Here is a 21,261-nt window from a genome sequence, read left to right as displayed (position 1 = left end):
CTATTAACTAAAAATAGCTTAACAACAATTGCAGACAGGTTAACAACGAGAGCTTTATTATGAAAAAAAATCAATGGTTAGATCATGTGATCCTGATTATCGGCGCACTATTTATGATTATTCCGATTTGGCTAATTTTCGCCAGTTCGACGCACAATCCAAATACCATTATCAGCGATGGCTTACAGTGGTTACCCGGTGGTAATTTCACTAGCGTTTACACTGAAGTATGGAATAAAAGTATCGGCTTTAGCAGTGACGTTAACGCTAAATCCATGATCATCAACTCTATGATCATGGGGCTAGGTTTTGCTATCGGCAAGATCATTATTTCAATGATGGCCGCTTACGCATTGGTTTACTTCCGTATGCCATTTGCATCACTGTGGTTTTGGCTTATTTTTGTGACACTACTGCTGCCGCTTGAGGTACGTATCATTCCCTCATATGAAGTGGTTGCTAGCTTGGGCATGTTAAACAGTTTCTCAGGGTTGATCTTGCCACTCATTGCATCGGCAACCGCCACTTTCTTCTTTCGCCAGTTCTTTCGCACTATTCCGAATGAATTGCTCGAAGCGGCGCAACTTGATAACGCCGGACCGATACGTTTCTTTTTAGATATTTTACTGCCGCTATCGAAAACCATGATTGCCGCCATTTTCATTATTATGTTTGTGGTCGGCTGGAATCAGTATTTATGGCCAATCATGATGACCACAGATGAAAGCTACAACACTATTGTCATGGGCATCAAGCAAACATTAAGCGACATTAGCCAAAGTAGTCAGCCGCGTTATGACCACGCTTTTGCCTTAGTAATCTTCGCGATGCTACCGCCTATCTTAGTCATCATCATTTTCCAACGCTGGTTTATTAAAGGCCTAGTTGAAACAGAAAAATAGCCCTTGTTGTAATTGCACGCATAAATAGGTGCGTATAAACAGACGTGCAATCGACAACATCGCCACAATTAGTTTCACACTTATTATTCGCATTACAACAAATGTGTAAAGAGACAGTATATGTTAGCACTTAAAAATTTAGTTAAAACTTACGAAAATGGTCATCAAGCAGTTAAAGGTGTTTCAGTTGACATTAAACAGGGGGAATTCATTGTTTTAGTTGGTCCATCTGGGTGTGGTAAATCATCTATCCTACGCTCTATCGCTGGTTTAGAATCAATTACCGGTGGTGAGATACACCTGAACAATCGCCGTATTGATAATGAAAAACCAGCAAGTCGTGATATTGCCATGGTATTTCAAAACTACGCGCTATACCCGCATATGACGGTGTATGAAAACTTAGCCTATGGCTTAAAGAACCGTGGTATAGATAGAGACACTATCGAGTCAAAAATAGAAAAAGTAGCAAAAACACTCAAGATTGCAGATTATTTAGAGCGTAAACCAGCTAAATTATCCGGCGGCCAACGCCAGCGAGTAGCAATGGGACGCGCCATTGTGCGTGATCCTCAGCTGTTCTTATTTGATGAACCGCTGTCTAATCTAGATGCATCATTACGTGCGCACATGCGTTTAGAAATTAAAAAATTACAACGTGAACTCGCCGTGACAAGTGTTTACGTGACTCATGATCAAGTCGAAGCCATGACGTTAGCTGACCGTATTATTGTCCTGAATCAAGGTGAAATAGAACAAATTGGTACGCCTGCTGAAGTTTATCACCAGCCTGCAAGTACCTTTGTTGCGAGCTTTATTGGTAGTCCAGCGATGAACTTTCATCAAGCAGAAATTGCCGATGGCGTGATCAACTTTGAGCATCAAAGTATATTTATCGCTGAATACGCGCATTTATCCGCGCAGACAATCCAATTAGGTATTCGACCTGAGCATGCTGTCTTAGAGCCTTCAAAGTCAGGATTAAGTTTTTCACTTACCGTGCAAGCGGTTGAACCATTAGGACCAAATCAGCTGGTACACGGTTTAGTGAATGACAAAGTTTTTACTGCATTAACACCCGAACTGCACTTTGCAAGCAAACAAGTGTTAACTCTTCATGTTGCAAAGCAGCATTTACACCTATTTGATAAAAACGGTCAACGCTTGCAGGCATTAGCCCAAGAAGTAGCACAAGCAAGTTAACAACTCCCGGATAAATAGGTAATGTTTAAGTCGTAATAACAAAAAGGCCCACTTCAATTTAACGTTAAAGTGGGCCTATCAGTTTAATTATGTTTACTGCGTTTATATTTACCGAGTAATACTAACAAGCCATTATAAGCTAATGAAAATACCCGCTAATGCTGCACTCATTAAGTTAGCGAGTGTTGCTGCTAATACCGCTTTAAAGCCTAAGCTTGCCACATCTGAACGACGCTCTGGCGCCATCACACCGATAGAACCGATTTGAATAGCGATAGAGCCAATGTTAGCAAAACCACACAATGCAAAAGTAATAATTATTTGACTGTGCTCAGAGATAGTGTCTTTAATCGATGCAAAATCCATGAACGCCACAAATTCATTTAGGATCATTTTTTGACCGATGAACGAACCTGCTACCAGCATTTCATTTTCAGGTATACCAATCATAAAGGCCAGTGGTGCGAAGATGTAACCCAGTACACTTTGTAATGTGAGGTTTTCAATACTTATCCAGTTACCAAGTACTTCTAAACCTGCATTGGCCATGGCAATCACACTCACAAAGGCGATTAGCATAGTACCAATTGCCACAGCAACCTTCATGCCATTCATCGCACCGCCAGCTAATGCATCAATTGCATTACTGTGCTCGCTTTTTGCCATTTCAACATTAGCGCCTTCAGTGACCGTTTCTTGCTCTGGCACTAATAACTTCGCCATCAACAAACTGCCCGGCGCAGCCATGAAACTTGCAGCGATCAGATATTTAATTTCAACGCCTAAACCTGCGTAGCCGCCCAGTACACTACCTGCTACCGATGCCATACCACCCGTCATCACAGCGAACAATTCTGAACGTGTCATTGTTGGTAAGAAAGGCTTCACTAATAACGGTGATTCACCTTGCGATAGGAAGATGTTACCTGTTGCTGCTAATGATTCCACACGACTGGTACCAAGAAACTTCTGGATACCACCGCCAATCACTTTAATCACCCACTGCATCACACCGATGTAATACAGTAAGGAGATGAGCGCACTAATAAAGATAACTAACGGTAATACGCGGATCGCAAAGACAAAGCCTTCCGTCGCTAAATCACCAAATAAGAATTGGATACCCACATCAGCAAATCCAAGCAGACCGGCAACACCGCTGCTCATCGCACCTAGCATTGATTGACCAATAGAAGAATAAAGCACAATTGCAGCAAAACTCGCTTGCAGGAACAATGCCCCACCCACGGTACGCCAATTGATCGCTTTACGGTTTTCAGAAAGTGCGCATGCACATAAAATAAGTACTAAAATACCAACTAAACTAATTAACAACTGCATTATTTCATCCTGGTCTTAAAAATAAATGTATAAGAATGAAGGTGTGATACCAATTGGAATAAAATTTAGATGGCAGTAAACGCAGGAAAAATTAACACCCAGTGGGATTAACTTAGACCTGATTCGATGATCATGATTTTATTGCAATGGGTATTACGTGCATTGGTATATGAGGTGAGGAAAAACAGCATTTTTGGATAAAAATAATCTAGTCAGTCCGCCCAATAACAACATACGAGTCACCTTGATAGCAAGCTACAGTCACGCTGGTCCAAAATCCTTGGGTCGTTCACATTTCCTTGGTGACGGCTTGTAACTAAGGTGGCTAAACTCGATGGTTCTGGCCGGATGAGAATTGTATAGAGATCTAGTTCACATTAACAACATTTTATGTATTTTCACTTTAAATATTAAATTAATGCTTAATGTTTAAACTAAAAACATAATTATTAAACTAAATGTACAACTGAAAATGAAGCAAATATCTCCAGCTCCAAATTGGCAACCCCCTCGTTAACGACCATACTCAAACTAATGAAAGACAAGATTAATTCGCCAATTCAGTAATATTCTTGACTAACTCTAACTGTAGTCGTTCGTCATAGTGTCCCGAATAAGGAAAGTAGATGCCTAATTCCTATACCTCACTTAACTTCGCCCTCGGTGAAACAATCGATCTACTGCGCGACAGTGTCGCGGCGTTTGCCGAAGATGAAATAGCACCTCGCGCAGCGCAAATCGATAAAGACAATTTGTTTCCAGCTGATATGTGGCGCAAGTTTGGTGATATGGGATTATTGGGTATCACCATCAGCGAAGAATATGGCGGCGTTAACATGAGCTACCTCGCCCACGTCGTTGCGATGCAGGAAATAAGTCGCGCTTCAGCCTCGGTCGGGCTCAGTTATGGTGCCCATTCAAACCTCTGCGTAAATCAAATTTACCGACATGGCAATAAACAACAAAAACAACAGTACCTACCCAAGCTCATCAGCGGCGAACACGTGGGTGCACTTGCCATGACCGAGCCTAACGCCGGTTCTGACGTGATATCAATGAAGCTAAGTGCGCAATTAGACGGCGATGACTATGTGCTAAATGGCAATAAAATGTGGATCACCAATGGTCCCGAAGCCAGTACTTATATTGTTTACGCCAAAACAGCCCCTGAATTAAACAGCCACGGTATTACTGCTTTTATCATTGAACGCAGCTTTGCTGGATTTAGCCAAGCACAAAAACTCGATAAGCTCGGTATGCGCGGTTCCAATACTTGCGAGTTAGTATTTCAACACTGCCGAGTACCCAAAGCGAATATCTTGGGCGAATTAAATAAAGGCGTGCAAGTGCTCATGAGTGGGCTTGATTACGAACGCCTGGTATTAACCGGAGGTCCACTGGGGATCATGGATGCCTGTATGGATCTGGTTGTGCCCTATATCCACCAGCGCCAGCAATTCGGTAAAGCCATTGGTGAATTCCAACTGGTACAAGCCAAAATTGCCGATATGTACAGCCAGATGAATGCCGCCAAATGTTATACCTACGCAGTGGCCCGTGCCTGTGATAACGGAGACGCCAGTCGTAAGGATTGCGCAGGAGTGATCTTATATTGTGCTGAACTAGCGACGAAAATGGCACTCGATGCAATCCAATTATTAGGCGGAAATGGCTATAGCAATGAGTACGCGGCAGGCCGGTTACTCCGAGATGCTAAGCTCTATGAAATTGGTGCAGGTACATCAGAAATGCGCAGAATGCTTATTGGTCGTGAACTGTTTAACGAATCAAGAGGATAGCGAACATGGCTAAAATTGGCACGGCGCTTAACATCAAACACCCGACTTTTGTGGCAAAACAACAGGCTATGCAGGCTCTTGTTCAGCAACTCGAAAGCAATATTGAGCAAGTAAAACAAGGCGGTGGCGAAATAGCGCAACAACGGCATTTAGCCCGAGGCAAAATGCTGGCTCGCGAGCGTATTGATGCGTTATTAGATCCCGGTTCGCCATTACTCGAACTCGGTCAATTTGCGGCTTGGCAGTATTATGACGATGCCGTACCAGCTGCGGGTGTGGTGGCTGGTATCGGTCGTGTAAATGGCATTGAATGCATGATCATCGCTAACGATGCCACGGTTAAAGGTGGTACTTATTACCCCCTCACGGTAAAAAAACATTTACGCGCCCAAGAAATTGCCGAACGCTGTTGCCTACCCTGCATCTATTTAGTCGACTCTGGCGGTGCGTTTTTACCCCGACAAGATGAAGTGTTTCCCGACCGTGACCACTTTGGCCGTATCTTCTTTAATCAAGCCAACATGTCCGCCAAAGGCATTCCACAAATCGCTTCGGTTATGGGCTTATGTACTGCTGGAGGTGCCTATGTGCCAGCAATGGCTGATGAGTCGATTATTGTAAAACAACAAGGTACTATCTTTTTAGCAGGTCCACCGCTGGTCAAAGCGGCTACCGGTGAAGAAGTCAGTGCCGAAGAACTCGGCGGCGCTGATGTGCACTGTAAAATATCGGGGGTTGCCGATCATTATGCCCAAGATGATGCCCACGCATTACAACTTGTACGCCAAGCTATCGCTAATATTAATCACCTCAAACGGCCCGATTTAACGGTGTATCCCAGTGCCCCACCACTATTCGACAGCCTAGAATTATACGGTATTGTCGGCACGGATTTAAAAAAGCAGTTCGATGTTAAAGAAGTCATTGCTCGAATTGTAGATAACTCTGAATTGGATGAATTTAAGCAGTATTACGGGGCTACATTGGTGTGTGGATTTGCGCGGATTCATGGTTATCCTGTTGGCATCATCGCCAATAACGGGGTGTTATTCTCGGAATCGGCCCAAAAAGGCGCGCATTTTATTCAACTGTGTTGCAAACGAAAGATCCCATTAGTATTCCTGCAAAATATCACTGGCTTTATGGTGGGTAAAAAATACGAAGCGGAAGGTATCGCCAAACATGGGGCGAAAATGGTGGCCGCAGTATCTTGTGCTCAAGTACCCAAATTTACGGTCATTATTGGCGGCAGTTATGGTGCCGGTAATTACGGTATGTGCGGTCGCGCGTACGATCCCACCTTGTTATGGATATGGCCGAATGCCAGAATTTCGGTCATGGGTGGAGAACAAGCCGCGAGTGTGCTCAGCCAAGTTAAAAAAGACGGCTTAGCCCGTAATAATAAAACCATGACAGCAGAAGAAGAAGCCGAGTTCAAAGCGCCTATTGTTAAGCAGTATGAAACCCAAGGCGACCCTTATTATGCCAGTGCACGCTTGTGGGACGACGGCATTATCGACCCCTTACAAACAAGACAAGTACTGGGTTTAGCAATATCAGCCGCACTCAACGCGCCTATTGCCGATACCCAATTTGGTATTTTTAGAATGTAGTGTCAATAAACCTAATCACCTATCAATAATCAATAATCAATAATCAATAATCAATAATCAATAATCACGCTAGGTTACCAACCACGTTAGGAACCATGAATGACAACAAAATCAGAGCAGTTAAACATTATCAATGCAGAACACTTCCACACGGCTGTTGATGATCGCGGTATCGCCACAATCACCCTGACACGACCCCAGGTACGCAATGCGTTTAACGTCGACACCATTAATCATCTGTTAACAACGCTCACGGTATTAGAACATGATCTCGCTGTGCGCATCTTGCTATTGCGCGCCCAAGGCGAACACTTCTGTGCCGGTGCGGATATACACTGGATGAAAGATGTCGTCACATTAGGTTATCAAGAAAACCTCGCTGACGCAGGGAAATTAGCCAAACTGATGGACAAGCTAAACCAATTCCCCAAACCCACAATTGCCCTTGTACAAGGCGCTTGCTTTGGTGGTGCAATAGGTCTGGTGGCCTGTTGCGATATTGCACTGGCAACATCAACAGCAAAATTCTGCTTGAGTGAAGTGAAAATAGGCCTTATTCCAGCGGTGATAAGCCCTTACCTTGTGGCGGCGATGGGAGTGAGACAAGCTCGTCGCTATTGCTTAACCGGTGAACATTTTAGCGCAGCACAAGCCCTTCAATATGGGTTGGTTCACCACCTTGGTGATAATTTAGATACAATCGCAGCGCCTTTCATTGATAACCTACTCAACAATAGTCCCGCTGCGATGCAAGCCATAAAATCACTGCTTCACGACATTAATAACCAAGCCATTAACGACGGATTAATTGCCGATACCAGTCAACGTATCGCTGCAATTCGGGTATCGAACGAAGCACAGGAAGGCTTAGATGCATTTCTGAGTAAGCGTAAACCCGACTGGACCAAGGAATAACGCTTATGTCGCATCAGGTCTCACTGCCAGTACACTTTAACAAACACTCGAATAAACAGTTTAACAAACTGCTTATCGCTAATCGCGGTGAAATAGCCTGCCGCATAATAACAACAGCGCAGCGATTGGGTATCAAATGTGTGGCCATTTATTCTGCGGCAGACAGTAACGCACTGCATGTAAAAATGGCCGATGAAGCATTTTATTTAGGACCTGCACCCGCGACAGAATCTTACCTTAATAGCCAACGCATACTCACTATTGCCCAGCAAGCCAACGTACAAGCTATTCATCCCGGTTATGGTTTTTTATCCGAAAACGCAGCATTCGCCCAGGCCTGCGCCCAACAAGGATTAATCTTCATTGGCCCAAGTGTTGAGGCCATCACCACAATGGGCAGTAAAAGTGCGGCCAAAGCGATTATGGCGACCGCCGATGTGCCACTTATACCCGGTTATCATGGTAAAGCCCAAGATGAAAAAACATTAAAGCAGCACTCGCTTAAAGTGGGTTACCCACAACTACTCAAAGCGGTATATGGCGGCGGTGGTAAAGGCATGCGTATTGTCCATCACCCCGAAGAATTTAGCCAAGCACTCGCCGCAACCAAACGAGAGGCAATGGCCAGTTTTGGTAATGACGACATGCTTATTGAGCGCTACTTAACCAAGACTCGGCACGTCGAAATTCAAATATTCAGCGACAACCACGGTAACTGTATTTACCTGTCTCAGCGCGATTGCTCGATTCAACGCCGCCATCAAAAGATACTCGAAGAAGCCCCCGCCCCCGCATTACCGCTGGTAACACAAATCGCCATGGGAGAAGCCGCGGTAGCAGCCGCTCAAGCTATCGATTATCAAGGCGCTGGCACAGTCGAATTCTTATACGACGAACAAGGTCTATTCTATTTCATGGAGATGAATACCCGCTTACAAGTCGAACATCCCGTCACCGAGATGATCACGGGATTAGACTTAGTCGAATGGCAACTGCATATTGCCAATGACGCGCCATTACCACTGACTCAAACACAAGTTAAAATCAGTGGTCATGCTATCGAAGTACGTATTTATGCCGAGGACACCGAGCATGATTTCATGCCTGCTAGCGGCAAAATCACATACTTAAGTCAACCAAACATATCTGAACATGTACGTATTGATACTGGTGTTATTGAAGGCGATGAGATCAGCCCGTATTACGACCCCATGATTGCCAAGTTAATCGTCTGGGATCATACTCGCGATTTAGCTATTACTCGTCTGCAAGCCGCGTTATCTGATTATAAGATTGCCGGTATTAAAACTAACATTGGATTCCTAACCCAACTATCACAAGTGCCCGCATTACAACGCGCAGCGCTGAACACTGATTTTTTACTCACCCATGCAGCAGATTTAGTACCAACACCGGTCAATATTAACTACGTTTTACTCCTGGCAGGGCTCGCTTTACAACTGCAACAGCAGTCAACACCACAACTTGATGTGATAAATACACCACACCCAGCAATGCATAACACCAATCAGGATATGAATTCCCCTTGGGCGCAAACAACAGGCTGGCGTTTAAATCAACCTGCTATCAACACCGTTAAATTAACGATATCGAATAACAGCCATCACCTTGATATCAAAGAGGATCAAGAGCAGCAATACAGCCTTAGCTTTACAACCTTGGCTCAAGGCTATCAAGTGCAAATTAATGACCACTTTCATCACAATAATCAAAAGCAAAAGCATAAAAAGCAGCAGCAAGATCACCAGATCCACGGCGAACTCGATGGTCCTCAACTCACAGCATTTATTGATGGTCATCGAATTAAGGCAACGGTCGATATCTCGCAGTCTCAAATCACGGTGTTTTATGCTGCTCGCAGTACCGTATTGTTTCGCCAAACGACTATGCAAAAAAACGTCTTACCAACTAGTATTGATACTGAACTGGAAACAAAAATAACCGCTCCAATGAATGGCGTTATCGTTAGTGTGCTGTGCCAAGTCGATCAAGTTGTCGACGCAGGCGAACCTTTAGTCGTGATGGAAGCGATGAAGATGGAGTGCAATATAAACGCGCCGGTAGCAGGCACAATTACCACCGTGTTTTATCAAGAAGGTGACATGGTTGAAGATGGTGCTGAATTAATACAGTTAACCCCTTCTCTCATTCTTGATAACAAGGAACAGGCCTAATGGCGTCTCTCATTCCAACAAACGTGAAGCACTTATCAGCCAAAGGCAATCAACCCTCTGAAAAAATAAGTCAGCTGCCTGATAAAGTTAAAATTGTCGAAGTCGGCCCGCGTGACGGCCTACAAAATGAAATTGAAGTAAGCCTAAATGATAAAGTATCTCTGGTGAATATGCTTAGCCACACAGGTTTAACCATGATCGAATCCGGTAGTTTTGTGTCACCGAAATGGGTACCACAAATGGCCAATAGCAGTGAGCTTTTCCAACGAATAAAGCGTAGTCACGGCGTTACTTATTCTGCGTTAACACCTAACTTAATTGGTTTGAATGCTGCAATATCTGCAAACGTCGACGAAATAGCCATATTCGGTTCAGCATCAGAAAGCTTTAGTCGTAAAAATATTAACTGCTCTATTAGCGAGTCGTTACGCCAATTTGAACCCGTCGTAACACAAGCACTCGCAGCTGGCTTACCCGTACGCGGTTATATATCTTGTACCCTTGGTTGCCCCTACGAAGGTTATATCAGTATCAATAAAGTCGCGAAAGTCGCCCAACAATTACACGATATGGGGTGTTATCAAATAAGCCTTGGCGATACCGTCGGCGTTGGCACGCCTGAAGCGGTCAAAGCCATGATTAACGCCGTCAGTCAGCACGTGCCTATCAATAATTTAGCCGTGCATTTTCATGATACCTATGGCCAAGCACTCGCTAATATTTATGCAGCATTACAATTAGGCATTCACGTTATCGACAGTGCTGTCGCTGGTTTAGGCGGTTGTCCTTATGCCCAAGGCGCATCGGGTAATGTCGCTACCGAAGATGTGGTGTATATGCTCAATGGTTTAGGCATCGAATCTGGCGTTGATTTGAATGAATTAATTGCCGCCGGTAATTTTATTTGCCAACGTTTAAACCGCGCTAATGGCTCTAAAGTAGCGTTAGCCTACCCAACTGCCCAAGCTCGATTTCAATCATTAATATGAGGTGATGATGGCAGCGCAATCAACAGATCCAATCTGGACACCAAGCCAAGCCCGTATTGATAACAGTAACATCACCCGTTACCTGCAATTTCTACGTTTGGAATACAGCCTGACGTTTGTCCATTACCAACAATTGCATCAATGGAGTATCGACAATACAGCGGTATTCTGGTGCTCGCTAGTACACTTTTTTAACTTCAAAGGTAACTTTAACCTTAAGCGTGTTTTTGTCAAAAATGACTGTTTTTATCATTGCCAATGGTTTCCTGATTCGACATTAAACTTCGCTGAAAACCTGTTGTTTCCAACTGTTTTTTCTATTAATAAAAAGTCTATATCTATTAATAAAAATCATGTTTCAACGAATTGTAGCCATTACTCAGCTAATGACCAAGATAGCGTCAATCCAGACAAGTTGGCCATCATCTGCTGTCGTGAAGATGGCCAGCGAACGCAACTCAGCTATCAACAATTACGGGATGAAGTCACGCGCGTTGCAGCTGCTATGCGCGAATTAGGCATTGTAAAAGGCGATCGCGTAGCGGGTTTATTACCAAACTGCAGCGAAGCGATTATTGCCATGCTCGCGACCACTAGCATTGGCGCTATCTGGTCATCTTGCTCGCCTGACTTTGGTCATCAGGGTGTGCTTGACCGATTTATTCAAATTAGACCTCAGTTATTATTCGCCTGTAACGGTTATCACTACGCCGGTAAGCAGATCGATATTCGCGAAAAAGTGAATGCGATCGCCAACGTCCTACCAGACTTAACACAGCTCGTTATAATTCCTTATTTAGCGCTAGACGTAGACATACAGACGCAAGCAAACGTAACGCCATCCATACTAGATAAAACTACGGTCTGTCACTGGCGACATTTTTGTGCGGCGATCCCACGCTCCTTAAGCTTCGAAGCGACGGCTTTTGCAGACCCCTTGTATATCCTCTATTCCTCAGGCACAACGGGCATGCCAAAATGTATCGTCCACAGTGTTGGTGGTACCCTATTACAACATGCTAAAGAACTGGCGTTACATACCGATGTACAAATTGATGACCGCATTTTTTATTACACCACGTGTGGTTGGATGATGTGGAATTGGCTAGTGAGCAGTTTATCGCAGGGCGCAACCTTAGTTTTGTTTGACGGCTCGCCTTTTTACCCCCACAAACAAGTACTTTTTGAATTGGCAGACACCGAAAAAGTGTCTATTTTTGGTGCCAGTGCCAAATATTATTCAGCCTGTGATAAAGCGAAATTACGTCCTGCTGAAACTTACAAACTCAGCAATTTGAAAACTATGTTATCCACGGGATCGACTTTATCCCATGAAAGTTTTGATTACATTTATCAACATATTAAACAGGATGTTTGCCTGTCCAGTATCTGTGGCGGTACCGATATTATCTCCTGCTTTATGTTAGGCATGCCGACCTTACCTGTATACCGTGGTGAGCTGCAATGCATAGGGTTAGGTATGGACGTGGCGTTTATGCAAGGTGACTTGGTCTGCCGACAACCTTTCCCATCAATGCCAACGGGGTTTTGGCAAGATCCCGATGATCGTAAATATCATGACGCTTATTTTTCACGTTTCCATAATATTTGGGCGCACGGTGATTACGGTGAGCTGATTTACCATTATATTAATCCCAACCCTGAGCTAGTCAAACCTATCGAAAATAAAAGCGAATCAGTAGCAGATAGTGGTATTAAAAAAAGTACCGACATCTCTATCAAACAGATAGGTGTGATCATCCACGGCCGCTCTGATGCGGTATTAAACCCGGGAGGTGTGCGTATTGGTACTGCTGAAATATACCGACAAGTTGAAAAGCTGCCTGCGATCCAAGAGTCCATTGCGATTGGTCAACAGTGGCGTGATGATGTACGGGTGATCTTGTTTGTCCGTTTATCTGCAGGTGTTGAATTAGATAGCCAATTAATCAGTCAAATCAAACAAGTCATTCGCACCAATACTACACCAAGACACGTGCCTGCTAAAATCATCGCTGTAGCAGATATCCCCAAAACCATCAGTGGTAAGATCGTCGAACTCGCGGTGCGTAACGTCGTACACGGTATATCAGTAACAAACAAAGATGCCCTCGCCAATCCTGAAGCATTGACCTTGTTTGCTCATTTAGCTGAACTACAATGTAAATAGTGTCCCTATTTCTACGCCGTTATTCACAAATCATTTATATCACCACTTGTATATCGTATATTTACAATGTACGATGTTTAATCATGAGTAGTTGTAATAAACGGTCTTGAGGAGCTTAAGATGTCTGCCATTATTATTAAACCATTTTTTCATCATGATACTTTTACTATCAGTTACCTGCTCTATGATCCGCAGAGCCTCAAAGCTGCAATCATTGACAGTGCTATCGATTATGAAAATAACTCAGGCAATATTGCTTTTCATTTTGCTAATGCTCAAATTGAATTTGTCAAAGACCACAAGTTAACGCTGCAATGGATTTTTGAAACGCATGCCCATGCCGATCATCTATCAGCAGCACATTATTTAAGAGCACAGCTTGGTGGTAAAATTGCGATAGGAAAAAACATCACTCAAGCACAGCGGGTGTTTAAGGATATCTTTGGCTTCAATGATGACGAAGTTTCAGTCTCAGGTGAAGAATTTGACGTACTGCTTCACCACAATGAAACACTTCATCTTGGTGATGTCGCCATCAAGGTTATTGAAACACCAGGACATACTAAAGACAGCGTCACGTATCTCATCGAAGATAATGCATTTACTGGCGATACCTTATTCATGCCAGATAGCGGTTCTGCTCGTTGTGACTTCCCTGGCGGCTCGGCTACAGAATTATACCAGAGCATCATGCAGATCTACTCACTGCCAGACAATACCAAGCTTTGGGTGTGCCATGATTACCAACCAAACGGCAGAGAATTGCAATTTCAAACCACAGTGGCAGAAAGTAAAAAATCGAATATCCATATACGTGATGATGTCAGCCAGGATGACTTTGTCGCGATTAGACAGACTCGTGATAAAAGCTTGGCCGTACCCAAACTGTTATACCCGGCACTGCAAGTTAATATTAAAGCAGGACGACTACCTCAAGAAAATAAACGCAAGCAAGTATTTTTCAAAATACCTGTTTATACACCACCAGCTGAGAGTAAATAAATGACGCAGTTAACTATTTTAGATTCAATTTTAGGCGGTCTGGTTTTATCCATTTCCGCTTTATTCATGCTCTTTGGTATCGGTAAGCTCAGTGGTATTTCCGGTATTTTTTACAATTTAAAAAACATCAAATCACCCAGTGAATACTGGCGGGGATTATTTATTCTCGGCCTAGTGATAAGTCCTTTCTTTGCGCATTTTTTAGGATTTTCACTACCTAGCAGCATCGATGTGAGTTGGTCTGCGATTATCATCGGCGGCTTGCTTGTGGGTATCGGTACGCGTGTTGGTTCCGGTTGTACCAGTGGCCATGGGATCTGTGGTATCGGTCGCCTTTCAGTACGTTCACTCGTCGCCACTATCATCTTTATGAGCACAGCGGTGATTACTGTGTTTATCGTCAACAACCTTTTGTCATCGACAGTATAAGTTAGGATAAAGAATGAAATTATTTATAGCCTTGTTCAGCGGTATCTTATTTGGTATTGGCTTAATTGTCTCGCAGATGGTAAACCCCAATAAAATATTCAACTTCCTTGATATTACTGGTGATTGGGATCCAAGTTTGGCCTTGGTCATGGGATCAGCGTTATTACTTTTTATCCCTGTTTATCAGATCTTGAAGAAAATGTTAAAGCAGCCGTTATTTGCCAACGAATTTAGCCTACCGCTGAAAACATTAATAGATCGCCCACTCATCATTGGCGCAGGATTATTTGGTATCGGTTGGGGTATTTCAGGTATTTGTCCAGGACCCGCGATTGTTAATGTCTCCGCTGGTGATCCTAAGATTATTGCCTTTATATTTGCGATGGTGCTGGGGATGTATATTTCTAACTATGTTAATATAGCGCTATCAAAGCCAAAAGATTGATTAACTATGACTGAACAAATGAGCATTGAGCGATTAGAGCAAAACGCCTCTAAAGCTGAATCACTGATGAAAGCATTAAGTAACAAGCATCGCTTAATGATATTGTGCTTATTACAGCAAGGTGAACTGTCCGTATCAGCGCTTAATGAATTAATACCTATCCCGCAATCGACGTTATCGCAACATCTGGCTTGGCTAAGGCGTGAGAAATACGTGAAAACACGCCGTGAAGCGCAGACTATCTTCTATCAACTAGATGATGGTAACGTAACAAAAGTGATTAACGTATTGCACGACATCTTTTGTGATTAAGCCTTTGTAGCTTCGCTTTAAAAGATAACGATAAAAAAGGGTGCAAATATTTGCACCCTTTTTGCTTTTAAGCTTTTAAGATCTAAACCAACCTAATGCCTAATTTTGATATTTACTTGCATCAATACCAAGTAGTTTAGCAATACCATGCGCATAAGCAGGATCGGCTTTGAAACAATGGCGCAAATGTCGTAACTGAATTTCTTCAGGTACACCGCCGATATTACGCGCGGTATTATCAAACAATACAGCTTGCTTCTCTGAGGTCATTAATCGGAACAGATCACCTGGTTGGCTAAAGTAATCATCATCTTCACGGTGATCCCAATGTGCTGCCGCGCCATCTAAACTCAACGGTGGCTCAGAGAAATCAGGTTGTTCAGCCCATTCACCTTGATCATTTGGTTCATACCCCACCGTGCTACCATAGTTGCCATCAACACGCATCGCACCATCGCGGTGATAACTGTGTACCGGACAACGCGGTGCATTTACCGGGATACTACTGTGATTAACCCCTAAACGATAACGTTGTGCATCACCATACGAGAATAAGCGGCCTTGTAGCATTTTATCCGGAGAGAAACTGATACCAGGTACAACATTTGCTGGATTAAACGCAGCTTGCTCGACTTCAGAAAAATAGTTCTCAGGATTACGGTTTAGCTCGAATTCACCGACTTCAATCAGTGGATAATCGCCATGCGGCCAAACCTTAGTCAAATCAAAAGGGTTATAAGCGACTTTCGATGCATCGTCTTCTGGCATAATTTGTACTTTCATCGTCCACTTAGGGAAGTCACGATTATCAATACTTTCGAGTAGATCACGTTGATGGCTTTCTCTGTCTGTACCAACCAGTATTTCTGATTCAGCATCGGTTAAGTTCTTAATACCTTGCTGTGATTCAAAGTGAAATTTAACCCAGAAACGTTCATTATCACTGTTAATAAAACTGAACGTATGGCTACCAAATCCGTGCATATGACGATACGAGGCTGGAATACCACGATCACTCATTACAATCGTGACTTGATGTAAAGCTTCAGGTAATGATGTCCAAAAGTCCCAGTTGTTTTTCCCACTACGCATGTTGGTTCTAGGATCGCGTTTAACTGCATGATTTAGATCGGGAAATTTAAGTGGATCGCGTAAGAAGAATACTGGCGTATTGTTACCGACTAAATCCCAGTTACCTTCTTCGGTATAAAACTTCATGGAAAAACCACGGATATCACGCTCGGCATCTGCAGCGCCACGTTCACCAGCTACGGTACTAAAACGGGTGAATAGCTCAGTTTTTTTACCTATTTCAGAGAATATCTTGGCTTTGGTAAATTGCGTAATATCATGCGTCACGGTAAAGGTGCCATAAGCGCCAGAACCCTTGGCGTGCATACGACGTTCGGGAATCACTTCTCTATCAAAATGCGCGAGCTTTTCTAAAAACCACACGTCTTGAAGTAATTGTGGACCTCTTTTGCCTGCGGTTTGAACATTTTGATTGTGAGCAACAGGACAACCTGCTGCTGTGGTTAATTTTTTACTCATCATTAATTCCTTCTCTATGTTATTTATGAACTTAGAAACCAACTTGATTGCTTTCGCTTACTTTATTCTTTGCTGCTTGTATTACTTGTACGACTTTAATTCGACGTCTTTTGTATATGGTTCTGGCCTGCATCCTTCCCCATCAAATAACCTTTGTTTAGGGTGGCTTGATTCATTGTTAATCGTTTAACTGCAAACTGTTCTGGAGGCGCAATGACTCGAATTGTTAAATCACTTGGTGGGTTGTTAATAAATTCGAGAGAGTCGTTATAATTACTGGCTCTCACCAACATTGATTTGGCGATATTAGGGTGTTGTGAGAATAGTGTTTTAACCAACCATGGATATTTAATTGTTTGTTTTTTATAACTCAGTGGATGGGACAGGACGACGGTAATATCACGCGCACCAAGTCGATATGCTTTGCGAACGGGTATCGAGTCGGCAACACCTCCATCAGTATAGCAGCCACCTGAAAAGCAAGGCGTATCACGATAAGCAATCGGTAATGCTGTCGTCGCTTCAAGTACATTGGCTAATGTATCAGGCTGAATGCGATGGTAATCAGCATGCCCTGTATCGACGTTAGTTACTGCGGCGTACATCGGGATACTGTTAAATAACGTTTCATGATTAATCGGATAACGTTCGACAGATGTCTCCCATAACCATTTTACATCGACAAGGTTGCCACCTTTAGCAAAACGAACAGGATTAAAAAAGGCCTTATCTGTGGCCATCGTCGTGATCACATTGAAGCTACGTTGTGGGGCGTTAGCCAAGTAACCAATCAAGTTAGATGCCCCAGCCGAAACACCAATAGCAAAGTCATAAGGCAAATAATGTTGTTCCATAAAAGCATCCAATACACCGCTGGCAAAAATACCGCGCATACCACCACCTTCAACTATTATCGCTCTTTTTTGCATTGGTCATTCCTTATCAAATCAATGTATAAAGAATATAGTAGTTTTATAATAAAGGAAAAGTGATTAAACCGAATATTTTGATAGTTTAAAACTATCGTTCCTAATTTGTTACATTCGCACCACTTTGGTGTGGTGGATACGTGACTCCGCACTATTATGGTGAAACAAAACCTACCCACTTATAAATACATCCATATTTCAGATGGTTAACTTTTGGCGTGAAAATTGATAGATCTTTTAAACGTTGTAAAGAGTTGTAAATAGCGGATAAAATTTTATTTAACCGCTATTATTGATACAGGTACCAAATACAGACCCGTAACTAATTGAATAAAAACAATTATGGAGTGATTGAAATATGCAAGATACATTAACGGTAGTCCTCGCAGGAGGCATGGGTTCACGCCTTGCCCCGCTCACCGATAACAGAGCAAAACCCGCGGTGCCTTTCGGTGGAAAATATCGAATCATCGACTTTACCTTAACTAATTGCCTGCATTCTGGTCTAAGACGTATTCTGGTACTGACCCAATATAAATCTCATTCATTACAGAAACATCTGCGTGATGGCTGGTCTATCTTCAACCCTGAATTGGGTGAATACATTACAGTGGTGCCACCGCAAATGCGTAAAGGGGATAAATGGTATAGCGGCACTGCCGATGCTATTTATCAAAACTTATGGTTATTATCACGTAGCGAAGCCAAGTATGTAGTGGTGCTTTCTGGCGATCATATTTACCGCATGGATTACGCCCCGATGCTGCAGCGCCATAAAGAAACCGGTGCGGATTTAAGTATCGCGTGTATGGAAGTTCCGATTGCAGAAGCCTCAAGCTTTGGGGTGATGGCAGTAGATGATAACCAGCGGATCGTCGCATTTGCAGAGAAACCAGCACAACCAGCGCCACTACCTAATGATTCAGAAAAGAGTTTAGCGTCAATGGGGATCTATATTTTCACTACCGATGCATTAGTCGATGCGCTAGAACTCGATGCTGAAAATCCAAATTCTAATCATGATTTTGGTCAAGATATTATTCCAAGACTGATTGATAAAGAGAAAGTCTACGCCCATCAATTTGGCGGTTCAACAGGACGTGTAACGGAAGATGCTTACTGGCGTGATGTGGGTACTATCGACTCGTTATACCAAGCCAATATGGATCTATTGCAACCAGTTTCACCCATCGATTTATATCAACGTGATTGGGCAATAAGAACTTATGAGCCACAGTTACCACCTGCAAGAACTACATCATCAGATAGCGGTAATGAAGGTATATTTATTAACTCACTTATTTCCAGTGGTGTGCTGATTGCAGGCGGATCTGTACAAAATTCAGTACTGTCATCAAATGTGAAGATCTATGACGGGGCGACAGTGTCAGCCAGTATCCTGTTTGATGACGTTGAAGTCGGCGAATTCTGCCAATTGCAGAACTGCATTATCGACAAGCATGTTAAGATCCCACCAAGAACACAAATTGGTATTAATGCCGTTGAAGACGCCGCTCGTTTCACTATTTCAGAACGTGGCGTGGTTGTCGTATCTGGCGATTATCAGTTTGAATAATCGTATTTACTAGTATTTGGGCGATTATTCCTATTTCGCCACAACAATTGTTGATGTAAACCTCTGCTATCGTTTATAAAAATGATAGCTAGTCTTTCGCTTTTAACACTTCTGTTAAGACAGGCAATACGTCAAATAAGTCTGCGACTAAACCGTAGTCTGCGACATCAAAAATGGGTGCATCTGCATCACTATTAACAGCAACAATCACCTTACTGCCAGTGATACCAGCAATGTGTTGGATTGCACCTGATATGCCCACAGCAATATACAAATCGGGGGCAACGATCTTACCTGTTTGCCCGATTTGTAAATCATTAGCCACAAACCCTGCATCTACCGCAGCACGGCTCGCACCAACAGCCGCGTTAAGCTGATCGGCCAATGCATCGAGCAAGGCAAAGTTTTCGGCGTTTTGCATCCCCCGACCACCAGCAATAACAACCTTAGCCGTGGTTAATTCTGGTCGTGATGATTGAGTTAGCTCCGCGTTAACAAATTCAGACTTACCGCTGTCTGCTTGCGCTGCTAACTCAACAACAGCTACTTGGTTGCCATTACTTAACGACGAGTCGCTTAATGGTGCAGCGACAAACGCACTACTACGTACAGTGATAACTTGAAGGTAGTCGCTCGATTGTACCGTCGCGATAGCATTTCCTGCGTAGATGGGTCGCTTAAAAGTATCGGCGGACTCAACACTGATTATATCGGAGATCTGCGCGACATCGAGTAAGGCGGCAACACGTGGTTGATAGTCTTTACCTGTGGTGCCTGCTGACGTAATAATATGACTATACTTGCCCTGACCATCGCCTTCATGCGCCTGGCTTTGCGTTTGGACTAACGACGCGATTAACGGGGCGATGTTCTCCGCTAAGGGATATTGGTATATTTGATGATCGGCAACCAGTATTTGACTCAATCCTGTTATGCCCTGCGCCATATCCACAACCGGTTGGCAGTCGTGCCCCATGATAAGCAAGTGTAATTCACTGTTATTGGTATATGTCGCAATCTCTGCGGCTGCGGTTAATACACTTAACGTCGCAGGATGAATAGTATGGTTGTCATGGTCTGCCACTATCAATATCGCCATTTAAAGTACCCCAGCCTGTTGTAGTTTATCCACCAGCTCAGCGACATCTGCCACTTTAATCCCAGCTTGACGTGTTGGTGGCGGCTCTACTTTAAGCGTCGTTAACCGTGGTGATAAGCTCACCCCAATATTCTCAGGATATATAACGGTGATGATTTTACGTTTCGCTTTCATAATGTTAGGCAGCGAGGCATAACGCGGTGTATTTAGGCGTAAATCGACAGTAACAACCGCGGGTAAGCTTAAAGCTAATGTGACTAAGCCCCCATCGACTTCGCGGGTGACTTTGATTTTATTCGGCACTGTGAAAACGATATCAGAGGCAAAAGTACCTTGCGGCATGTCGGTGAGCGCCGCTAACATTTGCCCCGTTTGATTGTTGTCGGTATCAATAGCTTGTTTACCCAATAGTACTAAATCTGGCAATTGTTCTTGTACGACTTTGTGCAGTAATTTTGCCACATCAAGGGATTGAACCTCTTCGTCTACTCTGATCAGAATAGCCCGATCGGCGCCTAAGGCTAACCCTGCCCGCAATTGTACTTCCGCGTCTTTGGGGCCGATACAAACCAAGACAACTTCATCAGCCGAGCCTTGCTCTTTAAAGCGCACAGCTTGTTCAATCGCGATCTCGCAGAATGGATTAATCGCCATTTTTACATTGCTGGTTTCAATGCCGGTTTCATTAGCATTTACCCTAACGTTGACCTTATGATCGACAACCCGTTTCACCGCAACTAATATCTTCATAGCATCCTCAAGACATACTTGTGTTTATTCAATAATGTCGT

General features: G+C 43.4%; 18 protein-coding genes. 13 read left to right on the top strand and 5 right to left on the bottom strand.

The window, feature by feature from the left end; translation table 11 throughout:
- The first annotated feature begins 59 nt into the window (after positions 1–59).
- Positions 60–902: a sn-glycerol-3-phosphate ABC transporter permease UgpE gene (gene ugpE / locus A923_RS0101030; RefSeq protein ID WP_017219777.1), complete on the top strand. Its 843-nt coding sequence runs from the start codon at positions 60–62 to the stop codon at positions 900–902.
- A 120-nt stretch (positions 903–1,022) separates the two neighbouring features.
- Positions 1,023–2,105 (top strand): sn-glycerol-3-phosphate ABC transporter ATP-binding protein UgpC, encoded by a 1,083-nt coding sequence (gene ugpC / locus A923_RS0101025; RefSeq protein WP_017219776.1) that lies wholly within the window; start codon positions 1,023–1,025, stop codon positions 2,103–2,105.
- A gap of 132 nt (positions 2,106–2,237) precedes the next feature.
- Here ugpC and A923_RS0101020 read toward each other — a convergent pair whose 3' ends face one another.
- Entirely contained in the window at positions 2,238–3,446 is a 1,209-nt protein-coding gene (locus tag A923_RS0101020; RefSeq protein WP_017219775.1) for a NupC/NupG family nucleoside CNT transporter, read from the bottom strand.
- 626 nt (positions 3,447–4,072) lie between these two features.
- Here A923_RS0101020 and A923_RS0101015 point away from each other — a divergent pair.
- From A923_RS0101015 to A923_RS0100970, 10 genes are all read left to right on the top strand, one after another.
- Complete coding sequence (locus A923_RS0101015) at positions 4,073–5,245, top strand: isovaleryl-CoA dehydrogenase (RefSeq protein WP_017219774.1); 1,173 nt, start codon at positions 4,073–4,075, stop codon at positions 5,243–5,245.
- A 5-nt stretch (positions 5,246–5,250) separates the two neighbouring features.
- Positions 5,251–6,858, top strand: coding sequence for a carboxyl transferase domain-containing protein (locus A923_RS0101010; RefSeq protein WP_017219773.1), 1,608 nt, complete (start codon positions 5,251–5,253; stop codon positions 6,856–6,858).
- Positions 6,859–6,957: 99 nt separating this feature from the next.
- Positions 6,958–7,773: an enoyl-CoA hydratase-related protein gene (locus A923_RS0101005; protein WP_017219772.1), complete on the top strand. Its 816-nt coding sequence runs from the start codon at positions 6,958–6,960 to the stop codon at positions 7,771–7,773.
- 5 nt (positions 7,774–7,778) lie between these two features.
- Complete coding sequence (locus A923_RS0101000; RefSeq protein ID WP_017219771.1) at positions 7,779–9,968, top strand: acetyl/propionyl/methylcrotonyl-CoA carboxylase subunit alpha; 2,190 nt, start codon at positions 7,779–7,781, stop codon at positions 9,966–9,968.
- A complete protein-coding gene (locus A923_RS0100995) occupies positions 9,968–10,957 on the top strand; it encodes a hydroxymethylglutaryl-CoA lyase (protein WP_017219770.1) in 990 nt (329 codons plus the stop codon). The genes A923_RS0101000 and A923_RS0100995 overlap by 1 nt, the downstream gene beginning before the upstream one ends.
- Positions 10,958–10,964: 7 nt before the next feature.
- Positions 10,965–13,127: an acetoacetate--CoA ligase gene (locus A923_RS0100990; protein ID WP_017219769.1), complete on the top strand. Its 2,163-nt coding sequence runs from the start codon at positions 10,965–10,967 to the stop codon at positions 13,125–13,127.
- A 120-nt stretch (positions 13,128–13,247) separates the two neighbouring features.
- Entirely contained in the window at positions 13,248–14,129 is an 882-nt protein-coding gene (locus tag A923_RS0100985; RefSeq protein WP_017219768.1) for an MBL fold metallo-hydrolase, read from the top strand.
- Entirely contained in the window at positions 14,130–14,558 is a 429-nt protein-coding gene (locus A923_RS0100980; RefSeq protein WP_017219767.1) for a YeeE/YedE family protein, read from the top strand.
- A gap of 13 nt (positions 14,559–14,571) precedes the next feature.
- Entirely contained in the window at positions 14,572–15,003 is a 432-nt protein-coding gene (locus A923_RS0100975) for a YeeE/YedE family protein (RefSeq protein ID WP_017219766.1), read from the top strand.
- A gap of 6 nt (positions 15,004–15,009) precedes the next feature.
- On the top strand, positions 15,010–15,315 hold the full coding sequence (locus A923_RS0100970; RefSeq protein ID WP_017219765.1) for an ArsR/SmtB family transcription factor: 306 nt from the start codon (positions 15,010–15,012) through the stop codon (positions 15,313–15,315).
- 99 nt (positions 15,316–15,414) lie between these two features.
- On the opposite strand, the gene A923_RS0100965 is transcribed toward A923_RS0100970, so the two are convergent.
- Both A923_RS0100965 and A923_RS0100960 read right to left on the bottom strand, forming a co-directional pair.
- Entirely contained in the window at positions 15,415–16,866 is a 1,452-nt protein-coding gene (locus A923_RS0100965) for a catalase (protein WP_017219764.1), read from the bottom strand.
- A 95-nt stretch (positions 16,867–16,961) separates the two neighbouring features.
- The gene (locus tag A923_RS0100960; protein ID WP_017219763.1) at positions 16,962–17,795 is read right to left on the bottom strand and encodes a patatin-like phospholipase family protein; all 834 of its coding nucleotides are present in this window, start codon (positions 17,793–17,795) and stop codon (positions 16,962–16,964) included.
- A gap of 358 nt (positions 17,796–18,153) precedes the next feature.
- Here A923_RS0100960 and glgC point away from each other — a divergent pair, with 358 nt between their 5' ends.
- Positions 18,154–19,371, top strand: a complete 1,218-nt coding sequence (glgC, locus tag A923_RS0100955; RefSeq protein WP_017219762.1) for a glucose-1-phosphate adenylyltransferase — start codon at positions 18,154–18,156, stop codon at positions 19,369–19,371.
- An 88-nt stretch (positions 19,372–19,459) separates the two neighbouring features.
- Here the strand turns inward: glgC and A923_RS0100950 are convergent, their stop codons facing one another.
- Positions 19,460–20,470 (bottom strand): electron transfer flavoprotein subunit alpha/FixB family protein, encoded by a 1,011-nt coding sequence (locus A923_RS0100950; RefSeq protein ID WP_017219761.1) that lies wholly within the window; start codon positions 20,468–20,470, stop codon positions 19,460–19,462.
- Positions 20,471–21,220: an electron transfer flavoprotein subunit beta/FixA family protein gene (locus A923_RS0100945; protein WP_017219760.1), complete on the bottom strand. Its 750-nt coding sequence runs from the start codon at positions 21,218–21,220 to the stop codon at positions 20,471–20,473.
- Positions 21,221–21,261: the final 41 nt, after the last annotated feature.

Origin of the sequence: Moritella dasanensis ArB 0140 (assembly GCF_000276805.1) — a bacterium.
Classification (GTDB): domain Bacteria; phylum Pseudomonadota; class Gammaproteobacteria; order Enterobacterales; family Moritellaceae; genus Moritella; species Moritella dasanensis.
Note: the sequence above shows the minus strand (reverse complement) of the source record. Positions and strands in the feature narration are given on the sequence as shown.

Excerpts from the sequence above, each read along its gene's own strand:
- A923_RS0101000 (WP_017219771.1), top strand. The coding sequence starts at position 7,779 with ATGTCGCATCAGGTCTCACTGCCAGTACACTTTAACAAACACTCGAAT.
- A923_RS0100990 (WP_017219769.1), top strand. The coding sequence starts at position 10,965 with ATGGCAGCGCAATCAACAGATCCAATCTGGACACCAAGCCAAGCCCGT.
- A923_RS0101010 (WP_017219773.1), top strand. The coding sequence starts at position 5,251 with ATGGCTAAAATTGGCACGGCGCTTAACATCAAACACCCGACTTTTGTG.
- A923_RS0100975 (WP_017219766.1), top strand. The coding sequence starts at position 14,572 with ATGAAATTATTTATAGCCTTGTTCAGCGGTATCTTATTTGGTATTGGC.
- A923_RS0100965 (WP_017219764.1), bottom strand. The coding sequence starts at position 16,866 with ATGAGTAAAAAATTAACCACAGCAGCAGGTTGTCCTGTTGCTCACAAT.
- A923_RS0101005 (WP_017219772.1), top strand. The coding sequence starts at position 6,958 with ATGACAACAAAATCAGAGCAGTTAAACATTATCAATGCAGAACACTTC.
- A923_RS0101020 (WP_017219775.1), bottom strand. The coding sequence starts at position 3,446 with ATGCAGTTGTTAATTAGTTTAGTTGGTATTTTAGTACTTATTTTATGT.
- A923_RS0101015 (WP_017219774.1), top strand. The coding sequence starts at position 4,073 with ATGCCTAATTCCTATACCTCACTTAACTTCGCCCTCGGTGAAACAATC.
- A923_RS0100945 (WP_017219760.1), bottom strand. The coding sequence starts at position 21,220 with ATGAAGATATTAGTTGCGGTGAAACGGGTTGTCGATCATAAGGTCAAC.
- ugpC (WP_017219776.1), top strand. The coding sequence starts at position 1,023 with ATGTTAGCACTTAAAAATTTAGTTAAAACTTACGAAAATGGTCATCAA.
- A923_RS0100980 (WP_017219767.1), top strand. The coding sequence starts at position 14,130 with ATGACGCAGTTAACTATTTTAGATTCAATTTTAGGCGGTCTGGTTTTA.
- A923_RS0100960 (WP_017219763.1), bottom strand. The coding sequence starts at position 17,795 with ATGCAAAAAAGAGCGATAATAGTTGAAGGTGGTGGTATGCGCGGTATT.
- glgC (WP_017219762.1), top strand. The coding sequence starts at position 18,154 with ATGCAAGATACATTAACGGTAGTCCTCGCAGGAGGCATGGGTTCACGC.
- A923_RS0100995 (WP_017219770.1), top strand. The coding sequence starts at position 9,968 with ATGGCGTCTCTCATTCCAACAAACGTGAAGCACTTATCAGCCAAAGGC.
- A923_RS0100950 (WP_017219761.1), bottom strand. The coding sequence starts at position 20,470 with ATGGCGATATTGATAGTGGCAGACCATGACAACCATACTATTCATCCT.
- A923_RS0100985 (WP_017219768.1), top strand. The coding sequence starts at position 13,248 with ATGTCTGCCATTATTATTAAACCATTTTTTCATCATGATACTTTTACT.
- ugpE (WP_017219777.1), top strand. The coding sequence starts at position 60 with ATGAAAAAAAATCAATGGTTAGATCATGTGATCCTGATTATCGGCGCA.
- A923_RS0100970 (WP_017219765.1), top strand. The coding sequence starts at position 15,010 with ATGACTGAACAAATGAGCATTGAGCGATTAGAGCAAAACGCCTCTAAA.